21 protein-coding genes are annotated in these 19,657 nt (G+C 63.9%); 6 read left to right on the forward strand and 15 right to left on the reverse strand.

From position 1 onward, the window contains the following. Nucleotides 1-94 precede the first annotated feature (94 nt). A complete protein-coding gene (locus BFN03_RS11405; protein ID WP_070379097.1) occupies nucleotides 95-1,018 on the reverse strand; it encodes a helix-turn-helix domain-containing protein in 924 nt (307 codons plus the stop codon). A gap of 92 nt (nucleotides 1,019-1,110) precedes the next feature. On the opposite strand from BFN03_RS11405, the gene BFN03_RS11410 reads away from it, so the two are divergent. From BFN03_RS11410 to BFN03_RS11420, 3 genes are read left to right on the forward strand one after another with little or no spacing between them, the layout of a single operon-like run. Further along, nucleotides 1,111-2,277, forward strand: a complete 1,167-nt coding sequence (locus BFN03_RS11410; RefSeq protein WP_070379098.1) for a hypothetical protein — start codon at nucleotides 1,111-1,113, stop codon at nucleotides 2,275-2,277. Nucleotides 2,278-2,282: 5 nt separating this feature from the next. Next, nucleotides 2,283-3,071: an SDR family oxidoreductase gene (locus BFN03_RS11415; protein WP_070380841.1), complete on the forward strand. Its 789-nt coding sequence runs from the start codon at nucleotides 2,283-2,285 to the stop codon at nucleotides 3,069-3,071. Nucleotides 3,072-3,092: 21 nt separating this feature from the next. After that, a complete protein-coding gene (locus BFN03_RS11420; RefSeq protein WP_070379099.1) occupies nucleotides 3,093-4,250 on the forward strand; it encodes a sulfotransferase family protein in 1,158 nt (385 codons plus the stop codon). 33 nt (nucleotides 4,251-4,283) lie between these two features. Here BFN03_RS11420 and BFN03_RS11425 read toward each other — a convergent pair whose 3' ends face one another. Next, the gene (locus tag BFN03_RS11425; RefSeq protein ID WP_070379100.1) at nucleotides 4,284-5,132 is read right to left on the reverse strand and encodes an alpha/beta fold hydrolase; all 849 of its coding nucleotides are present in this window, start codon (nucleotides 5,130-5,132) and stop codon (nucleotides 4,284-4,286) included. A 119-nt stretch (nucleotides 5,133-5,251) separates the two neighbouring features. On the opposite strand from BFN03_RS11425, the gene BFN03_RS11430 reads away from it, so the two are divergent. After that, nucleotides 5,252-5,785 (forward strand): MarR family winged helix-turn-helix transcriptional regulator, encoded by a 534-nt coding sequence (locus BFN03_RS11430; protein WP_070379101.1) that lies wholly within the window; start codon nucleotides 5,252-5,254, stop codon nucleotides 5,783-5,785. 72 nt (nucleotides 5,786-5,857) lie between these two features. On the opposite strand, the gene BFN03_RS11435 is transcribed toward BFN03_RS11430, so the two are convergent. From BFN03_RS11435 to BFN03_RS11475, 9 genes are all read right to left on the reverse strand, one after another. Further along, complete coding sequence (locus tag BFN03_RS11435) at nucleotides 5,858-6,634, reverse strand: enoyl-CoA hydratase (RefSeq protein ID WP_070379102.1); 777 nt, start codon at nucleotides 6,632-6,634, stop codon at nucleotides 5,858-5,860. Next, nucleotides 6,631-7,677 carry a 3-hydroxyisobutyrate dehydrogenase gene (mmsB, locus tag BFN03_RS11440; protein ID WP_269748464.1) on the reverse strand — a complete coding sequence of 349 codons (1,047 nt, stop codon included), beginning with the start codon at nucleotides 7,675-7,677 and terminating at the stop codon, nucleotides 6,631-6,633. Before mmsB ends, BFN03_RS11435 begins: the two co-directional genes overlap by 4 nt. After that, nucleotides 7,562-8,635, reverse strand: a complete 1,074-nt coding sequence (locus BFN03_RS11445; protein ID WP_070379104.1) for an enoyl-CoA hydratase/isomerase family protein — start codon at nucleotides 8,633-8,635, stop codon at nucleotides 7,562-7,564. The genes mmsB and BFN03_RS11445 overlap by 116 nt, the downstream gene beginning before the upstream one ends. Then, the gene (locus BFN03_RS11450; protein ID WP_070379105.1) at nucleotides 8,632-9,795 is read right to left on the reverse strand and encodes an isobutyryl-CoA dehydrogenase; all 1,164 of its coding nucleotides are present in this window, start codon (nucleotides 9,793-9,795) and stop codon (nucleotides 8,632-8,634) included. Before BFN03_RS11450 ends, BFN03_RS11445 begins: the two co-directional genes overlap by 4 nt. A 10-nt stretch (nucleotides 9,796-9,805) precedes the next feature. Then, nucleotides 9,806-11,308: a CoA-acylating methylmalonate-semialdehyde dehydrogenase gene (locus tag BFN03_RS11455; RefSeq protein ID WP_070379106.1), complete on the reverse strand. Its 1,503-nt coding sequence runs from the start codon at nucleotides 11,306-11,308 to the stop codon at nucleotides 9,806-9,808. 106 nt (nucleotides 11,309-11,414) lie between these two features. Then, nucleotides 11,415-12,122 (reverse strand): copper homeostasis protein CutC, encoded by a 708-nt coding sequence (locus BFN03_RS11460; RefSeq protein WP_070379107.1) that lies wholly within the window; start codon nucleotides 12,120-12,122, stop codon nucleotides 11,415-11,417. 3 nt (nucleotides 12,123-12,125) lie between these two features. Then, on the reverse strand, nucleotides 12,126-12,905 hold the full coding sequence (nagB, locus tag BFN03_RS11465) for a glucosamine-6-phosphate deaminase (RefSeq protein ID WP_070379108.1): 780 nt from the start codon (nucleotides 12,903-12,905) through the stop codon (nucleotides 12,126-12,128). After that, entirely contained in the window at nucleotides 12,893-14,077 is a 1,185-nt protein-coding gene (locus BFN03_RS11470; protein WP_070379109.1) for an N-acetylglucosamine-6-phosphate deacetylase, read from the reverse strand. The genes nagB and BFN03_RS11470 overlap by 13 nt, the downstream gene beginning before the upstream one ends. A 31-nt stretch (nucleotides 14,078-14,108) precedes the next feature. Beyond that, nucleotides 14,109-15,383 carry a PTS transporter subunit EIIC gene (locus BFN03_RS11475; RefSeq protein ID WP_070380842.1) on the reverse strand — a complete coding sequence of 425 codons (1,275 nt, stop codon included), beginning with the start codon at nucleotides 15,381-15,383 and terminating at the stop codon, nucleotides 14,109-14,111. 238 nt (nucleotides 15,384-15,621) lie between these two features. On the opposite strand from BFN03_RS11475, the gene BFN03_RS11480 reads away from it, so the two are divergent. After that, on the forward strand, nucleotides 15,622-15,852 hold the full coding sequence (locus BFN03_RS11480) for a glucose PTS transporter subunit EIIB (protein ID WP_070379110.1): 231 nt from the start codon (nucleotides 15,622-15,624) through the stop codon (nucleotides 15,850-15,852). Continuing rightward, nucleotides 15,849-16,313 (forward strand): PTS sugar transporter subunit IIA, encoded by a 465-nt coding sequence (locus BFN03_RS11485; RefSeq protein ID WP_070379111.1) that lies wholly within the window; start codon nucleotides 15,849-15,851, stop codon nucleotides 16,311-16,313. The genes BFN03_RS11480 and BFN03_RS11485 overlap by 4 nt, the downstream gene beginning before the upstream one ends. A gap of 10 nt (nucleotides 16,314-16,323) precedes the next feature. On the opposite strand, the gene BFN03_RS11490 is transcribed toward BFN03_RS11485, so the two are convergent. From BFN03_RS11490 to BFN03_RS11505, 4 genes are all read right to left on the reverse strand, one after another. Further along, on the reverse strand, nucleotides 16,324-17,070 hold the full coding sequence (locus BFN03_RS11490; RefSeq protein ID WP_070379112.1) for a GntR family transcriptional regulator: 747 nt from the start codon (nucleotides 17,068-17,070) through the stop codon (nucleotides 16,324-16,326). Between the two features lie 184 nt (nucleotides 17,071-17,254). After that, nucleotides 17,255-17,794, reverse strand: a complete 540-nt coding sequence (locus tag BFN03_RS11495) for a DUF1990 family protein (RefSeq protein WP_269748436.1) — start codon at nucleotides 17,792-17,794, stop codon at nucleotides 17,255-17,257. A gap of 54 nt (nucleotides 17,795-17,848) precedes the next feature. Then, on the reverse strand, nucleotides 17,849-18,847 hold the full coding sequence (locus BFN03_RS11500) for an Rv1681 family radical SAM protein (protein WP_070379113.1): 999 nt from the start codon (nucleotides 18,845-18,847) through the stop codon (nucleotides 17,849-17,851). Further along, nucleotides 18,841-19,653: an Rv1680 family SBP-like protein gene (locus tag BFN03_RS11505; protein WP_070379114.1), complete on the reverse strand. Its 813-nt coding sequence runs from the start codon at nucleotides 19,651-19,653 to the stop codon at nucleotides 18,841-18,843. The genes BFN03_RS11500 and BFN03_RS11505 overlap by 7 nt, the downstream gene beginning before the upstream one ends. Between the last annotated feature and the right edge of the window lie 4 nt (nucleotides 19,654-19,657).

The following is a 19,657-nucleotide window of genomic DNA, read 5'->3' on the forward strand; positions in this document are numbered from 1 at the left end:
CATATTTGGACCAAATCGGTTCGAAAATGATCTCGCATCCGAGAATAGAACGTGTTTCAAATATTGGTCAATGCCTCGCTTCGACGAGGTCGCTTCAGCGGGGCCTGCGTCCGCCTACCTCCGTCGTGATCGCATCCGCCGCCGCGGCGAGTGCCTTGCCCCTGCGCGCGATTTCGGACGCACCGAGCTCAGCACCCACATAGAGGGTCAGAACCATCGCCTGATGCCCCTCGGCGTCGTAGGTCGGCGCAGCAATGAGACTGACCGGGTGCGGCGCTTCGGGATCGGCATGTTCAGCTTCCAGGTACACCCGCTCCCCCAGGCTCGAGACCATCTCGCCGAGAACTGCCCGCAGCTCCGGCGGCAGATCGTGCGCGGCCACCCCAGCCATGAGCGTGTGCAAACGTTGCCCGACGGGTGTGAGGGTCTCCACGAGATACCCGGTGCGGGAGCATTCGTCGACGACCTCGCGCAACCGGTCCCGGTCGAGCCGAACCGGCAGGGTAGGTTCCCGGCGCAGCCACGACTCCAGTGCCTCGTCGCCGTCCCACAGCACGTACATCAGCCCGACCGGCGGCGCGAACGGATACATCTCACCGACCTTGACCGCGGCACGCACCCCGGGCGGGCTGGTCAGTTCCAGCACCGCTATGCGATCACCGACCACCGCCGAGGCCGTGCACGTGGTCAGGAACTCGTCGGTGAGGGCGGCAAGATGTGTACGCGCGACCGGTCCGGCGGCGAACCCCCGCTGAGCAGCACGGCCCGCCGCGATGAGCGCCGGCCCGAGGCCGTATGTCTTCGACACCGGATCGCGGACCAGGTATCCGCCGCGGGCGAGTTCGGTGAGAATACCCAGGCATGTCGGTTTGCTGATACCGAGTTGCCGGGCCAGGTCCGACAGTCCGAATCGCTGATCCTTGCGCGCCACCAGAAAGTCGAGCACCTGCACGACGCGTTCGGTAGGCGGCGACCGGCGCCCCCTCACCTTGTCCACCGTCTCGTCCTCGTGCCCCATTGACCACTCCTTAGAACGCGTTCTATTCTCGGTTCATCATTGTTCTACCACTCAGGTACATATTTGTACCACTCCATCGTGAGGAGCACGGTGTGCTGACCGACGCATTCGCCGACGCCATGGCCGAGGCAGAGAAACTGATCGAAGGCGCCCCCCACATCCGCACCGAACAAGATCTGCTCGAGGGTTACCAGTACCTCGCCGGCGGCATTCTCGCCACGACGCACGCGGCCTGGGCCACCGAGAGATCACACCCGACGTTCATCTCGGGCACCGGACCGTACATGAAAATGGGGCTCGACAATCCCGACACCCTGTACTTCGGCGCGAGGATCAGCGACGACGTCGAGTACGTCGTGACCGGGACACGAGGCACGACCGCGGATCTGAGCTTTCAGGTACTCAGCGGAAACTACACCGCCGCAGAAGTTCCCGGGAGCGTGTCGGCATTCGACGACCGAGAAATCGACATCGCGCCCGACGGTTCCTTCGAGGTTCGATTCGGTCCGAGCGAGAATACCGGCCGTCGGGGCTACTTCACACTCGCGCCGGGTTCTTCGCAGTTGGTAGTTCGCGAGGTATACAGCGACTGGAGCCAGCGGCGTGGCACCCTCCGAATCGCGCGTGCCGACACAGCGGGTACCGCACCCGCCCCGTTGACCCGCGAGGCGGTCGAGAAGCGTTACACGCGCGCGGGTCGCGCCCTCGTCTCGAGGGTGAAGACCTGGCTGAAGTTCCCCGAGTGGTTCTACCTGAACCTTCCGGTGAATACGATGACCGAGCCACGGCTCACCCCGGGAGGGTTGGCCACTCAGTACTCGTCCGTCGGGCACTACGAGCTTGCCGAGGACGAGGCCATCGTCATCACCGTGCCGAAGGCCGACGTGCCGTACCAGGGATTTCAGCTCGGCAGCATGTGGTACATCTCCCTCGACTACATCAACCACCAGACTTCTCTGAACGCGTCACAGTCCCAGGTGGATCCAGACGGCAAGATCCGCCTTGTCGTCAGCGAGCGAAATCCGGGCATCACCAACTGGATCGAAACCGTCGGGCACCTCCGCGGCTACCTGCAGTTCCGCTGGCAACGCGTGTCCCGTGAACTGTCCGCCGACGACGGTCCACACATCGAGGTCGTACATTTCGACGAAATTCACCGCAAGCTGCCCTACTTCGACGCGAACAAGATTTCCGCTCAGGACTTCGCTGCGCGCATCGCCGCACGGCAAGCCGCCGTGGCCGACCGGATGCTGGGGTGATCACGGTGACCGAATCGAAACTGTTGCAGGGCAAGGTAGTCGTCATATCCGGTGTCGGACCGGCCCTGGGAACCACACTCGCCGTCCGCTGCGCTGGTGCCGGAGCCGACGTGGTGCTGGCCGCCCGCACCGCTACGCGGCTCGAAGAAGTGGCCAAGGAGGTCGTCGCCCTGGGTCAACGGGCAGTGACGGTTCCGACCGACATCACCGATCAGGTCTCGGCGGAAAATCTGGTGTCCACAGCGGTGGACGCGTACGGCAAGGTGGATGTGTTGATCAACAACGCGTTCTCGGTACCGTCGATGAAACCACTGGCCCGCACCGATTTCGACCACATCCGTGGCAGCTTCGAACTGACGGTGCTGGGGGCGTTGCGTCTCACGCAGTTGTTCACTCCCGCTCTCGCCGAGGCACACGGCGCCGTGGTGAACATCAACTCGATGGTGCTGAGGCACTCCCAGGAGCGGTACGGCAGTTACAAGATGGCGAAGGCTGCCCTCCTGGCCATGTCCCAGTCCCTCTCAACAGAGCTGGGCCCGCAGGGGATCCGGGTCAATTCCGTTGCTCCCGGATATATCTGGGGCGACACACTGAAACAGTACTTCGCCCACCAGGCCGAGAAGTACGGAATCACTGTGGATCAGATCTACGAACACACCGCGGCGAACACCGACCTGAAACGCCTACCCGAGGGCGACGAGATCGCGGACGCCGTGATCTTCCTCGCCTCGCCGATGGCAGCAGCGATCACCGGCCAGTGCCTCGATGTCAACTGCGGCGAATTCCACCACTAGCGATCGAAAGCGCGGACAACCATGAGTGAACGCACCACCGTCGGCACCGTCGCCGATCTCCACGCGTCGGCCACGCGCCGGACCGGAATGACCGACTTCGGCACCGACGACTACACCGAGGCCCTCGGTGTTCTGTTGGACTCCTACCACTCCGACGAGCAGTTGACCCCTCTCGGCAGCAAGGTTTCTCGCGTCTTCCTCCGCGGCGCTCTTGTGGCACGCCTGCTCAGCGAAGCGGCGTGGAAAGCGAACCCCGAGCACGCGGAGGTCCAGATCGAACGACCCATCTTCGTCACCGGACTCCCACGCACCGGAACCACGGCGCTGCACCGCTTGCTCACCGCGGACCCGTCGCATCAGGGCCTCGAGATGTGGTTGACCGAGATGCCCCAACCGCGACCACCGCGCGAGACCTGGGCGTCGAATCCCGTGTTCGCGAAGATCGAGGAGTCCTTCAGCCGGCATCACATCGAACGACCCGAGTTCATGGGAGTGCACTACATGTCTGCCGGCGAGGTCGAGGAGTGCTGGCAACTGCTGCGGCAGACATTCAAGTCCATCTCCTACGAATGCCTGGCGCACCTGCCCACCTACTCCCAGTGGCTCGAGCAGCAGGACTGGACCAACGCCTACCAGCGACACAGGAAGAACCTCCAGCTCATCGGCCTCCACGATCAGGATCGCCGGTGGGTGCTGAAGAACCCCAGCCACCTGTTCGCGCTCGACGAACTGCTGGCGGTCTATCCGGACGCGCTGATCATCCAGACTCACCGTCCGCCGCGCACCATCGTCCCGTCGGTGTGCAGCCTTGCGGAACAGGCCACGAGCGGCTGGTCGGAGAAGTTCCGGGGCAGCGTCATCGGCGAGAGCCAGCTCGAACTGTGGGCCAGAGGGCTCGAGGAGTTCACGCGCGCCCGGGCCAAATACGATCCCGCGCAGTTCCTCGACGTCGACTACACGGATTTCGTGGCAGATCCGCTCGACACTGTCGAAGGGGTGTACACGCACTTCGGCCTTCAACTCGGCGCGGCTGCCCAAACCGCCATGGAGGCGATGCACGCGGAGAGTCGCAGCGGCGACCGGCGACCCTCACACCAATACACCCTCGAGGAGTTCGGGCTGACGGCCCAACAGGTGGACGAGAGATTCGCCGGCTATCAGTTCACCGCGTCCAAGTGATGTCCACTGTCGTCGGTCGTGGCAGGCACACCGTCACGACCGATGGCGCACGTGGTTTGCGACCAGTTCGTCGAGTCGATCGGCCGCCTCGTCCGGAATCCAGTGGCTGACCTCGCGGAGCACCTCGTAGGTGTACGGGGCATCGACGAATCGCGACGACAGCTCCGGTCCCACCGGTCCGATCGCGATATCGCCGTCGCTCCACACGAACAGAGTGGGCACCCGCACCTTTCCGGAAGACAATCGGAAGGCGGCGAAGGGTAGGGCGCGGTACCAGTTCAGTGCACCTCGTGCTCGCGCCCGGTCCTGCATCGGCTCGAGGTCACGATGCGCAGCGGAGGCCGATTGACCGCTCGCGCGCAGTTTCCGGTATACGAGCCCGTTCTCGGACATCAACCGCTCCGGTATCCAAGGGAACTGAAAAGCAAACATGTACCAGGACTTCACGATCTGGTTGCTGGTGAGTAGCGCCCGCACGAAAGCTGCCGGGTGCGGCACCGAGAGCGCCGTCAGGGTGCGTACAAGGTCGGGCCGCGCGGCCGCCACATCCCACGCCACCACCGCGCCCCAGTCGTGTCCGACGAGATGCACCGGGCCCAGTCCTGCCTGATCGATGAGGGTCACGACGTCCTGCTGCAACTCCGAGAGACGGTACGCCCATCTCGGCCGTGGCCGCGCCCCTGGCGAATAACCCCGCTGATCTGGGGCGAGAGTGCGAAAGCCCCGCTGATGCAGCAAGGGCGCCAGCGCGTTCCGTGACCGCGAATCTTGCGGGAATCCGTGCAGAAGAACCACCGGAACCCCACCGATCGGTCCCTCGTCGCGAACATCGAAGACCATCGAGTCCCGCGTGAACGTAGTGATCCGGGCCTTCGGTGCCATCAGGCAATGATGGCACGGACCTATGGCACGACGGGGATGAGACGGCCGATCCGATCAACACACGTGCCGTCGGCGGCAGCATGACAGCGCTCAAATGCCCCACGTGGGATGATCGAGACATGCCACCACCGTCACCACTTCATCTCGATCCCATCGAAGAGGCCCATCGGCAGTGGACAAAGCACGGCTGGGGCGACGTCGCGGACGGCATGGCCGCGGTGACCTCGGTAATGCGCGCGCAGCAGATCATGATGGCCCGGGTCGAAGAGGTACTCAAGCCGTCGGGGCTCACGTTTGCCCGGTACGAGCTTCTGACCCTGCTCACATTCACCCGCACGGGCGCCCTGCCGATGGCAAAGGCGAGCGCACGCCTCCAGGTCCACCCCACCAGCGTCACGAATGCGGTCGACCGCCTCGAAGCCGCGAAACTCGTTCGACGCGTGCCACACCCGAGTGACCGCCGGGCTACTCTCATCGAAATTACCGATGAGGGAAGGAAACTCGCTGTCGAGTCGACCGAACGGCTCAACTCACAGGTGTTCTCGCAGCCTGGAGTGTCCGGTGACAAGCTCGAGCAACTCGTCGCGATCCTTGCCGAACTACGCCGAGAAGCAGGAGATTTCGACACCGGAGACACGCCCGGCAGGTGGTGACAACACAATCGGCGCACACCGAAGGCGTCGGTGCGGGCCGATGTTCGTCAGCACGGGTCCAGCCAGCAGAGTCTAGCGGTGTTTGAAAACTGGTGAACGCTTCTCGACGAAGGCCGCCATGCCTTCCTTCTGATCCTCCGTCGCGAACGTCGAATGGAACACGCGACGTTCGAAACGCACACCCTCGGTGAGGGTGGTCTCGAATGACCGGTTGACCGCTTCCTTCGCCATCATCGCGACGGGAAGAGACATATCGGCGATGGTGGTTGCCGTCTTCAGGGCCTCGTCTAAAAGATCAGCGGCGGGCACGATGCGCGACACCAACCCCGCACGCTCGGCCTCTTCGGCGTCCATGTTCCGGCCGGTCAGGCACAGGTCCATGGCCTTGGCCTTACCCACCGCACGCGTCAGGCGCTGCGATCCACCGATGCCGGGGATGACGCCGAGCTTGATCTCGGGCTGACCGAACTTCGCGGTGTCCGCGGCGATCAGGATGTCGCACAGCATGGCGAGTTCGCATCCCCCACCGAGCGCGTAGCCGGCGACTGCCGCAATCGTCGGCTTGCGCGTCGCCGCGAGACGATCCCACGCCGCGAAGAAGTCGTCGAGGTAGACGTCCATATAGGACTTCGGCTGCATCTCCTTGATGTCTGCACCGGCCGCGAACGCACGATCGGAACCGGTGATCAGGATGGACCCGATCTCGGAATCGCCCTCCAACTCCTCCACTGCCCCGACGACCTCGCGCATCAGTGTCGAATTCAGGGCGTTGAGCGCCTTCGGACGGTTGAGGGTAATGATCCCTACGCGTCCCTTTCGGTCGAGCAGAATGGTCTCGAAATCGGTCACTGGCCTACCTCGCTGGAACGTTGGCGAATGTCGTTGACGATGGCCGAGAAGTCCCGTCCACCGCTCCCGGAAGCGTGAAACCTACTGTAGATGTCGGCCGCGTGCAGTCCGAGTTCCGCCTCCACACCGTTGGCACGCACCGCGTTTGCCGCAAGCCCGAGATCCTTGTCCATCAGTGCGGCAGCGAACCCGGGTTGGTAGTCCCGATTGGCGGGGCTGGCTGGAACCGGCCCTGGAACGGGACAGTTGTTGGTGAGAGCCCAGCACTGGCCCGACGCGTTCGAGGCCACGTCGAACAGCGCCTGATTGCTCAAGCCCAGCTTCTCGCCGAGGACGAACGCCTCGCTGATCGCGATCATCGATACACCCAAGATCATGTTGTTGCAGATCTTGGCGGCCTGACCGTTGCCCGGGTCGCCGCAGTGAACGACCTTCTTGCCCATCACGTCGAGCAGCGGCTTTGCGGCGTCGAAGGCATCCACCGACCCGCCGACCATGAAGGCCAGCGTGCCCGCCGTCGCGCCCACCACACCACCGGACACCGGGGCGTCGACCGCCCGGTGTCCGGCTTTGCCGGCCGCATCGTGGGCGGCACGCGCATCGGCGACGTCGATGGTGGACGAGTCGATGAAGAGCGTGCCCGGCTTCGCGGCCGACAGGATCTCGCCGTAGAGATCGAGGACGTGCTTGCCGCTCGGCAGCATCGTGATGACGACGTCCGCATCACGCACCGCGTCGACCGCAGAATTGGCTGCGGTGGCACCATCTTTCGCGGCCTGCTCGAGTGCGGAAGGTACGGGGTCGAACCCGATCACGGTGTGGCCGGCCTTCACGAGGTTGGCCGCCATCGGGCCGCCCATGTGTCCGAGTCCCAGAAATCCGACAGTAGTGCTCATAGAGTCCCTCCTGGACGCTGGTGGCTGCTGATCAGTGCGGTGTCTGCTGCGGCGTGAGCCCGAGTTCGAGGTCGCCGAGCGGAGCGAAGAACGAGTCGACCCGATCGTCGTCGACCTCTTCGATCGTGGCCGGAGACCACTGCGGATTGCGATCCTTTTCGACAACCTGCGCTCGAATTCCCTCGACCAGGTCATGAGATCCCAGGCACGCTACGGAGACGCGGAACTCTTCGTTCAGCACTTCCTCGAGGCTGTTCGCGGCCCGTGCACGGCGCAGCGAAGCCAACGTGACCGCGCATGCGGTCGGCGACTTCGACAGCACCTGTGCGGCCGCCTTCGCCGCTTCCGGGACGCCGCTACTACGAAGGCGGGCGACGATTTCGGAGAGCTCGTCAGCCGAATATGCGGCGTCGATCCAGCTCTGTTGCGCAAGTAGATCCGAGGCCGGGGCCGGTTCGGCGAATTCGTCGAGCGCCTCGTCCACCGACATCGTCGACAACCCCTCGACGAACAGGGCGATCTTGCTCGAAGGGATGAAGTGGTCGGCGAACCCACACGCGATCGCGTCACCCGCACTGAGCCGCGCGGTGGTGAGCGCGATGTGTGTACCCAATTCTCCCGGCGTGCGGGCGAGAAGATAGGTGCCGCCGATGTCGGGGACGAATCCGATCCCGGTCTCGGGCATGCCGATCATCGAGCGCTCGGTAACGATGCGGACGCTGCCGTGCGCCGAGACACCGACGCCCCCGCCCATGACGATGCCGTCCATGATCGCAACATACGGCTTGGTGTAGTTCGCGATGGCCGCGTTGAGGATGTACTCGTCGCGCCAGAACTCACGCGAGGCCGTGCCCCCACCCTCTTTCTTGGCGTCGTGGTAGACGGACACGATGTCGCCGCCGGCGCACAGGCCTCGCTCGCCGGCACCGGTGAGCACCACCGCGCGTACCTCGTCGTCATCGGACCATTCGATGAGGGCGGCGGCGATCTCTCGCACCATCGAGTGGTTCAGCGCGTTGATCGCCTTGGGCCGATTGAGAATGATGCGGCCCAACCCGTGGCTCTTCTCGACCAGAACTTCGGGCTCGGTATCGGTGCCTGTCATGGTGCTCCTTGCTTTCCCTGTCCTGCTCCCCCGACGATGCTCCGGGCGATTATCACCCTCATGATCTCGTTGCTACCCTCGAGAATCTGGTGGACACGGAGGTCGCGGACGATCTTCTCGATTCCGTACTCCGCAAGATAGCCGTATCCGCCGTGCAGCTGCAGAGCCTTGTTGGCGACGTCGAACCCTGTGTCCGTGGCGAATCGCTTGGCCATCGCACACAGCTCGACGACATCGGCGGCGCCCTCGTCCAGCGCAGCCGCAGCCCGCCACAGCAGGGTCCGCGCCGCCTCGAGTTCTGTGCGCATGTCGGCGATCTGGAATTGCAGTGCCTGCGAGTCGATCAGCGCCGAGCCGAACGCCTTGCGCTCGGCGAGGTAGGCAACGGCCTTGTCGAGCGCAGCCTGCGCGCCGCCGATCGAGCACGCCGCGATGTTCAGCCGGCCGCCATTCAGACCAGACATCGCAATCCGGAACCCGCCACCTTCGGGGCCCAGAAGGTTTGCGACCGGAACTCGGACGTCGTCGAAGACGACCTGTCGAGTGGGCTGTGCGTTCCAGCCCATCTTCACCTCGTTGGCCCCGAAAGACAGGCCCGGCGAATCCTTGGGGACGATGAACGCCGAGATACCCTTCGGGCCGCTGTCACCGGTGCGGGCCATCACCACGTATACGTCTGAGGTTCCCGCGCCGGAAATGAACTGCTTGACTCCATTGAGCACGAAGTCGTCGCCGTCGCGTACCGCCCGGGTACTCAGTGCCGCTGCGTCCGAGCCGGCACCGGGTTCGGTCAGGCAGTAGCTGCCGAGCTGGTCCATCGCGCACAGTCCCGGCACCCAGATGCGTCGCTGTTCGTCGGTGCCGAACCTGTCGATCATCCAGGTGACCATGTTGTGAATGGAGATGTACGCGGCGATGGACGGGCATCCCGTGGCGAGTTGCTCGAAGATCCGGGCGGCGTCGACCCGGGTCAGTTCCGACCCGCCCACGTCCCCCCGGATGTAGATGCCTCCCATTCCTAGGGACGCCGCCTTGCGAAGGACGTCCACCGGGAAGTGCTTGGCCTGATCCCATTCCACCGCGTGGGGCGCGAGCTGCTCGGCCGCGAAGTCGCGGGCGGTGTCACGAATCGCCCGCTCGTCGTCGGTCAAAGTGAACATGCGGACCCGATCAGTTCATCGTGGGGATGACGAAATGGTTGGCCTGTTCTTTCTTGCCCGCAGGCCACCGCTGTGTCACTGTCTTGGTCTTGGTGTAGAAGCGGAACGAGTCGGGACCGTGCTGATTCAGGTCGCCGAATCCGGAGCGCTTCCAGCCGCCGAAGGTGTGGTACGCAATCGGCACCGGGATCGGAACGTTGACGCCGACCATGCCGACGTTCACACGGTTGGTGAAATCGCGTGCGGTGTCGCCGTCGCTGGTGAAGATCGCGACACCATTTCCGTACTCGTGCTCGGTAGGCAGACGCAGCGCCTCCTCGTAGTCCTCGGCCCGTGCGACCAACAGCACCGGCCCGAAGATCTCTTCCTTGTAGACGCGCATATCGGTAGTGACCTTGTCGAACAGCGTCGCGCCTGCGAAGAAGCCGTTCTCGTGGCCTTCGAGCGTGAAGCCGCGACCGTCGACAACCGCCTCGGCGCCCTCGTCGAGGCCGATCTGGATGTAGTTGTTCACCCGCTCGACAGCGTCCTTGCCGACCAGGGGACCGAAGTCGACTCCCTCTTCGTCACTGCGTCCGATCCTCAGCTTGGCCACCCGCTCACTGAGCTTGGCGACGAGAGCATCAGCGGTCTCCTCGCCAACCGGAACGGCAACGGAGATCGCCATGCAGCGCTCGCCTGCGGAGCCGTATCCGGCGCCGACGAGTGCATCCGCAACCTCGTCGAGGTCGGCGTCGGGCATGACGATCGCGTGGTTCTTGGCACCGCCGAAGCACTGAGCACGCTTGCCGTGGGCGGCCGCGGTCTCGTAGATGTACTGCGCGATCGGCGTCGAACCGACGAAGCCGACGGCCTTGATCCGGTCATCGGTGAGCAGAACGTCGACGACCTCCTTGTCGCCGTTGACCACGTTGAACACCCCTGCCGGCAGGCCTGCCTCGACGAACAACTCGGCCAGACGCAGCGGTACCGATGGGTCGCGCTCGGATGGCTTGAGGATGAACGCATTGCCGGCCGCCAGCGCGGGGCCAGCCTTCCACAACGGAATCATGGCCGGAAAATTGAACGGCGTGATACCCGCGACGACGCCGAGTGGCTGACGCATCGAGTACACGTCGATGCCGTCTCCGGCGGATTCGGTGTATTCGCCCTTCAGCAGGTGTGGGGCACCGAGCGCGAACTCGATGACCTCGAGACCGCGCTGAACGTCGCCCTTGGCGTCGGGGATGGTCTTGCCGTGCTCGGAGGACAGGAGCCGCGCCAGCGACTCCATTTCCCCCTGCGCGAGCTGGAGGAACTTCATCAGCACGCGGGCGCGTTTCTGCGGGTTGAACGCGGCCCACTCCCGCTGAGCATCCACCGCGTTCGCGATGACCGCCTCCGCCTCGGCCTTGTTCGCGAGAGGCACGCGCGCCTGCACCTCACCGGTGTTGGGGTCGTAGACGTCGCCGAACTTGGTCGAGGTACCGGGGACACGCTTGCCGCCGACGAAGTGGGATAGCTCTTGAACCATTGTGCGGACCCGTTTCTTGCTCGATGAATCTTCGGAGCTGTCGAATATGTCGCCCATCCTATAGTTGGATGTCCATGCATGTCTAGACCTGGAGCACCGCAACGCCTCAGGCGACCAGAGCCGCTACCGCCCGCGCGAAGGATTCGTCGACCGTCTCATATCCTCCGGAACCACCGCCAGGCCCACCACTGTCGGCGACGGTCCGGCGGGCGGAAAGGTGAACGGCATCCACACCGGTGCCCGCGACGCGGGCTACATCCTCGACGCGGATACCGCCTCCCGCCATCACCTGGATTCGCCCACGCGCGCGAGCCACGATGCCGGAGAGGGCTTCGAGTCCGTCAATGCACCGCGGCGCTCCTCCTGAGGTGAGGACGCGGGTGACACCCGACTCGACGAGCACATCGAGGGCCTTCTCCCAGTCGTCCACGATGTCCATCGCGCGGTGGAACGTCACCTCGACTACGGATCGGTCGATTCCGTCGACCATGCGGGCCAAAGCCTGACGGTCGACGGACCCGCCGGGCGTGAGCGCACCGAGCACAACACCGGACGCGCCCGCAGCAACAGCCGCTCGCACGTCCCTGGCCATCACCGCGATCTCGTCGGCGTCGTACACGTACCCACCAGGCCGGCAACGGACCAGCGGGTGCACGGCGATCCCTTGCTGAGCTACCGCTTCGATCATGCCGATGCTGGGCGTCAACCCTCCGGTCACGCCCAGGGCTGAGCACAACTCGACACGCGCCGCGCCGACGCGTCGGGCAACCCGGGCAGCTTCGACGTCCTGCACCGCCAACTCGAGTAGGGTCATGGATCAGAACGCCTGCCAGGGCGGCTTGTGATCCAAGGCGTAGCGGTAGTAGTCGAGAAGCTGCAACTTGCTAGCGGCCGCCTCGTCGATCACAACCGTGACGTGCCGGTGCAACTGAATCACCGAAGCCGGGCAGAATGCGGTCAGTGGTCCCTCCGCAGCCGCGGCGATCGCCTCTGCCTTGCCCTCGCCGAACGCGATCATCACCAGGTGCCGGGCTTCCCCGATGGTTCCCAGCCCTTGAGTCAGTACGTGATGGGGCACGTCGTCGACGCTGCCGAAGAATCGCGCATTGTCGAGGATGGTCTGCTCGGTAAGCGTCTTGACGCGTGTGCGTGATGTCAGTGACGATCCCGGCTCGTTGAATCCGATGTGGCCATCGGTTCCGATGCCGAGAAGCTGCACATCGACACCGCCTGCCTCCGCTATTGCCGCGTCGTACCGCTCTCCTTCGGCTGCGACGTCTGAAGATTCCCCGTCAGGACTGTGCACCCGTTCGGTATCGAGGTTCACGTAGTCGACGAACTCCGATCGAATCACCGAAAAGTACGACTGATCATGACTTCTCGGAAGTCCGACGTACTCGTCGAGCAGGAACGCCTGCGCCTGCGAAAAGTCCAGCCCGGACTCTCGGTGCCTGCGCGCGAGTTCCTGATAGCTACCGAGCGGGGAAGATCCGGTCGCAAGACCAAGCGTTGTCGGGCCTCGACGCACGTAACCCTCGACGATGTCCGCGACGGTCGAGCTGACCTCCGCCAGCGTCGGACGGATCACGAATTCCATGCGACTCCTTCCTCCCCCACAGGCATACCGCCGACGACTACGCCACGAAGCCGAAGTTGGTGATCAGTCACGACAATATCCGCACGGTGGTTCGGCGCCAGGGTGCCACGCTCGAACTCCAGGCCGAGAAGCCTGGCCGGGACCCTGGAGGCGGATGCGACAGCGATACCGAGGTCGACACCACTGTCAACGACCGTCGAGCGGACGACGTCCAACAGTCGCGCAGTGCTGGCCGCGATGGCCCCCTCCGAACCGTCGCTGGTCGCGAGCCTCGCGACTCCCTGCGTGACCCGCACGTCCAATGGACCGAGGTGGTAGTCGCCGTCTGCCATCCCCGCGGCCACCATGGCATCACTGACCAGGACTATCTGGTCCGGATCGACCGTGTCGAACACCATCGATACCGTTTCGGGTGCGAGATGTGTTCCGTCGGCGATCAATTCGACGATCATGTCACCACGCCCGGCTGCCGCCAGGCACGCACCTGCCGCACCCGGAGCTCGGTGGTGCAGCGGCGGCATCGCGTTGAACAAATGCGTGGCCACAACCGGTTGGCCGGCTGCATCGGCGATCCTCGCCGACGTGGTGGCGGCGTCGGCGTCAGTGTGTCCGAGGCTCGGTATTACGCCACGGCGTCGCATCACGGTAAGCAGTTTCCCGAAGTGCGCGGTCTCCGGCGCAAGCGTCATCGACCGGACCGTACCTCGCGCCGCATCACAGACCCTTTCGAACAAGCCGGGATCGCCGGGCACGATCGCGTCGGGATCCTGCGCACCGCATCGGGCGCGAGAGAGAAACGGCCCTTCCAAGTGGATTCCCAGAAGCTCGCCACTTTCGACCAGTCCGGCGAGAATCTCGGCTTGGCGGAGCAGTACCGGCTCCCTCGCCGAGACGAGGCTGCCAAGCTGGCTGGTAGTCCCCTGCCCACGATGGTGGTTGATAGCGTGCCGGGCTCCAGCAGCGTCGGAACTGGAAAATTCGGTACCGCCACCGCCGTGGCAGTGCAAGTCGATCAACCCTGGAAGCAAAATCGAGGAAGTCGGCTGCGGCAACGGACTGGGCCCACGGTACTCGTCGGCGGCGCCGACCCAGGAAATTCGATCACGCTCGGTAACCACTACGGCGTCGTCGATTGTTCGGTCCCCGACTACAGCCTTGCCCCGCAGGATCATCGCGGCTCCTCTGCTGAGACGACAACCGTGTTCACTTCTCGGCCTTCTGGATGTCGAAATCCGAAGCGGAAGAATCGGTTTCGGAGTCATCCTCGCGTCCGGGAGTGCGCAGGTTCCACTTCTTGATGACGAAGCTGAACAGTACGAAGTAGATCACCGCGTACCCGAGCCCGATCGGAATCAACATCCAGGCATTGGTGGCCTTACCGAAGTTCAGCATGTAGTCGATGAAACCGGCCGAGAACGTGAAACCGTCATGGATTCCCAGTGCATTGACCAGCGCATGCGACGTCCCGGTGAGGAATGCGTGAATCAGATAGAGCGGCCAGGCCACGAACATGAAGGCGAATTCGAGAGGCTCGGTGATGCCGGTGAGGAACGCGGTCAACGCGGTGGAGAGCATGATGCCTCCCACCAGCTTCTTCTGCGATGGCTTGGCGGTCCGCCAGATCGCAAAGGCGGCAGCGGGAAGGGCGAACATCATGATCGGGAAGAACCCGGTCATGAAGACGCCGGCGGTCGGGTCACCGGCGAAGAACCGGTTGAGGTCGCCGCGAACCAGGTCGCCGTTCGCGTTGTGATAGTCGCCGACGAGGAACCAGACTGTGGAATTGAGGATGTGGTGCAGCCCCGTCGAGAGCAGCAGTCGGTTGACCATGCCGTAGATGCCGCTGCCAACTACGGTGTTTTCCGCGGCGGTCTCGCCCACCCATGTCAGGCCCGAGTTGAACGCCGGATACAAGAACGCCATCAGGACACCGACAACGAGGCCCGCGACCGCGGTGAGAATGGGAACCAGCCTGCGCCCGTTGAAGAACCCAAGATAGTCCGGCAGTTTGGTGCGGTAGAAGCGCTGCCACAGAATCGCGGACAGCACCCCCATCACGATGCCGGCGAGAACGCCGTAATCGATCAACGCCTGACCACCGTTCGGGTCGGTCTTGCCGGCAAGGACCACCGGCGACATCGCCTCGAACACACCGTGCACGACCATGTACCCGACGACCGCGGCGAGGGCCGTCGAACCGTCCGCTTTCTTCGCCCACCCGATGGCAATGCCGACCGCGAAAATCAGGGGCAGCCAGGTGAACACCGACTGCCCAGCCGCGGAGATGACGGTCGCGGCGCTGTGCAGCGAATCGAAACGCCCGAGCAGGTCGTCCTGACCGAGTCGAAGCAGGATGCCTGCCGCGGGAAGCACGGCAATGGGCAGCATCAGGCTGCGTCCGAGGCGTTGCAGCCCGGCGAACGCTTTCGATTCCTTCTTCGGAGCCTTCTCCTCCTGCGGCGTGTCTACAACCGTCATATCGACCTTCTCCATGCGCTCCGTGTCGCCGAATCGGCGCCTGACAATTCCCGTGTTCGGCAGCGAAAGCCATCGCTCGGGAAGCTATTGTGAACCAGCCCCGCAACGGGTACTGTCCGGTCATAACCAGTTGCCAGTCTGACCAGGTGAGCGCTGGATGTCAACAGAAAACTGTGACCCGGCTTACCTGCTTGGCCACTCCATCCACGGTACGAAAAGAAATGACAAGGGAGGACCGATGTCCAAAGCGAGCGCAATCATCAACGGCCTAGGCGGCGCCGACAACATCGTCGAGATCGAGGCGTGCATCACCCGACTGCGTACCGAAGTCAAGGACGGCACCCAGGTCGACGAGGCCGCTCTCAAGGCCGCCGGGGCTCACGGCGTCCTCAAATCCGGCAGTGTCGTTCAGGTAGTCGTCGGCCCCGAAGCGGAAACGCTGGCCGACGACATCGAGGACGAGCTGTGAGTCTGTCCGTTCACGCCCCACTCCCCGGGCGGGTGCTTGCCCTTGCCGACGTGCCCGACAAGGTGTTCGCGGGCCAACTGGTGGGCGCCGGCGTCGCGATCGAGCCGGCACGCGACCGTGGCGCGCTCGACGTGCAGGCCCCGATCTCGGGCAAGATCCTCAAACTGCACCCACACGCATTCATAATCTTGGGCACCGCGGGAGGCGGAGTGCTGGTTCATGTGGGAATCGACACGGTGAAGCTGAAGGGCGAAGGGTTCACGCTGCTGGCGGAGGAAGGTGACACGGTCGACGCGGGCGACCCCGTCGTGCGATTCGACCCGAACGAGATCGACAGGACGGGACACCCGGCCGTCTGCCCTGTGGTTGTTATGGACTCCAAACCGAATTCTGTGATCACCAACATGATTGACGCTCAGGTAGCTACTGGGGACGACCTCTTCGAGTGGACGGCGCCATAAGCCGACCGGTTCACACACTACGGCGGGCGCGCTCGTTCCCTTGGACTTCCATCTGCAGTTGATAGCGGTCGGACCGGTACCAGCTGCGGGTGTGCTCTATGGGGACCTGGCCGCTGAAGGAGACCCGGTCGAAGTGCATTACCGGAGCTCCCCTCTTGATACCGAGCAACGTCGCGATCTCCGAGCTGGCACCGTCGGCGCTTACGGACTGCTCCGCTCGTTCGATGGGCATGTCGTACCGGTCCGAGGTGGCGCGATAGATCGATCCGGTGAGGTCGAGGTCGATCAGCCCGGGAAGCAATGTGGCGTTGAACCACCCGTCGTCGACGCTCATCGGCTCGCCGTCGGCGAGTCGCAGTCTCTTGACATGGTAGGCACGTGTATCGAGCGCGAGGTGTAGCGCCTTTGCGGTGGCCGCCGGCACCGTGTCCTCTTCCCGCAGGAGCACAACAGTCGTCGGTGCGTGCCCCTGCGCTCGCATCTCCTCGGTGAACGAGGCCAGGTGAAGCTTCGATTGCACGGGACGGGGCGCCACGAATGTGCCCTTGCCGCGCACCCGGACCAGATACCCCTCGTTGACGAGTTGGCCGATGGCCTCACGAACGGTGATCCGACTGACGCCGTAGTCCTGCATCAGTTGTCGCTCACTGGTCATGAGGTCGCCGTGTTCCAACTCCTTGGTGCACTTGTGCAACAGAATCGCACGGAGCTGCTCGTGCTTGGGAATCACACTGTCTTGCAAATGTTCGGCGATCATTCAGGCGACTCCAGATCTCTCGGGGATTCCACCCAGATCGGGCGCCTCATAGGTCCGATCCGGTCCGATCCAATGCTGAGGATACTCGACCTGCGGCAGTCCGGCCTACCCACTCCGAATCGCGAAAACTTGCGTATAGCGCTACATATCGGGCCGGCGGAGGTCACGATCCGCACAACACGGACTAATGACCGGTTCTCACACCTACGGCCAGCGCCTCGAGATACCTACGCACCATCGCCTTCTGTACGGCGCGGCCCGCAGGGCCACCGAGCCTGGTGAACCACCGCCCCGGCCTCGAGAATGCGGAAACAGTGGCGAGCACCGTTCCGTCCGAACGCTGTTCGACGACGAATCGTTCCTCGCCTCTCTGGGGATGTCCGGCGAGCGTACCGTAGGCGAATCCACTGCAGTGCGGTTCATCGACGACGTAGATCACGCGGCACCGAAACCGCAACCGGGCGGAACCAATCCCCCAACCTAGCTCGACCTCGGTTCCGGCCGTAGCCGTCGGCGCACTGGCCCGCACATTCAGCCCGGCGCCACGGTGCATTCCCCAGCCGAAGAGGTGCGAGACCGCGGCGTCGAATGCCGCCGCATCCGAGCCGATTACCTTCCGCTCGACGAGATGGTGATACCCTGCGGGAAAAGGCATCTCACGGGTCGCACCAACGTGCGGGTAGCTGAGTCCATTCTCATCAGACGGCTTGTTGATAGTTCGCACCTCCCTTCAGAGCAGGTTCGATACCCCGCGATTAATGTTTCACATAGCGAAGTTTCAGGCGCAGGGGAACAGTGCGGCAGCGGTGGCTGCGACCTCCCATTGCTGGGTGAACCTCTCGTAAATCTCGTCGAGCGCGGGCCGCAGGGGCTCGATCTGGCGCGTGACGAGCGCCTCGTCGTTGATAGCAGCAATGGGGTGCCAATAGACGCCATCTGCGGTGACGGTGACCTCAGGTACGAGTGATTCGGTAGAGATGACCAGTCCTTTTACCGCAGCGCCCTGGCGCGCCATGGGTCTGATCAGTTGGTCGTCGCGGCCTATGCCGAGTTGATCGCAGAACTCATGCAATTCGGCGATCGTGCCCGGCTGGGGCGAGGCGATGGTGGCGGCGATGCGCACGTGGAACCCCATTTCCAGGGCCAACCGGATACCGGCCACCGCTTTGGCCCAGCTACCGGACCCGCGATGCGAATCGTGAAGGCCGGGGGTGGCGGAATCGAGGCTGATCAGCAAGGCGAGACCCTGCCGGGGCAACGACTCGAGCGACCGCAGCCCTCGCCCTTTGAACACCATCGCGTTGGTCAGGACCGTGGTCGGCAATGCCTCGGTGCAGATGCGGACGATCTCCCCGATGTCGGGAAGGAGGAAGGGCTCGCCCCCGGTCAGGTAGATCTCCCCGACCCCCCAATCGGCCGCTTCGGCGACCAGCCGGGCGATCCTATCGACGCCGAGCTCGCGACGCGGAGCCCGTGGAGACGAAGAGACGCAGCAGTAGTCACATGCGAGGTTGCAGTGGAAGTTCGTGTAGAGCCAGAGCCGTGCGCCCGGCATCCGATCCGGACCCAGCACGTCACGCGGGTCGGGAGCATGGCCGCGCCGTACGACAAGCGTCCCGACATCACTGGCATCGACGTCCTCCCGAACTATGGTGTTTCCGCTGTGAGCGCACCATCTTCGGGCCATTATGAGATCCTCACCAGACCTGATTGCAACCTCACCGGTCCCACCATCGGACAGTCCCGTCATCAGTCGCATCAGGTCCAGGATCACCATCGTGAATCCACACCCTGTTTCTCGACTGCCTCGAACAGGCTCTTGTAGCCGTCAAGGTGCGGGCGCACCCATTGTCGTAGCCCCTCTAGTTCGAGGATCTTGCGATGCTCTGGGATGTCCCAATCCATGTCGAGTAGCAAGTCCACCCAGGGCGTATATCGCGCGGCGGGCAGGGTGTCCATGGCCGTGAACATGCAGTGGCAGTACTCGGGTGTACGCCACACCGCCTCGACCGCGTCCGGCATCAGTTCTTCTTTTCCCATGGCGTTCCAGGTGCTGATTCCGATCGCGGCGACGTCCGCATCACCGGCGAGGACCGCACCGATCGCGTCGAGTTCACTGCGGCCGGTGTCGCCGTGCTTGCCGATGTCGCTGTCGAATCGCTTGACGGACAGCTCGGTGCGCGGGACTCCCGACTCGGCGAGGTAGTGCAGAGGCAGGATAGCGGCGTGGGCCGAATCCGCCGACCCCAGGGCGAGGCGTCTTCCCGCGAAATCGTCCGGTCCGGCAATTCCACTGCCCGGGGGAGCAACGAACACAGTGCAGAAGGTGGTGTCGGTGTCTCGTTGCGCGAGCGGAATGCAGTGGCCGCCAGTTTGCATGACCGTGCGCACGTAGGCGAGGTTGGTGTTCCAGGCGATATCGATATGCCCTGCGATGAGTTCTTCGACTTGGCGGCCGTAGTTGGAGAAGAGAACGAAATCCATCTCGGCGTCGGTTCCGCGGAAGTAGTCGCGGATTCCCTCCCAGATAGGCACCATGTTGGGGCTGTATGCCACGGCGCCGACGATCAGTGGTCTGGTCATTGCG

The organism is Rhodococcus sp. WMMA185, from assembly GCF_001767395.1.
GTDB lineage: Bacteria > Actinomycetota > Actinomycetes > Mycobacteriales > Mycobacteriaceae > Rhodococcus_F.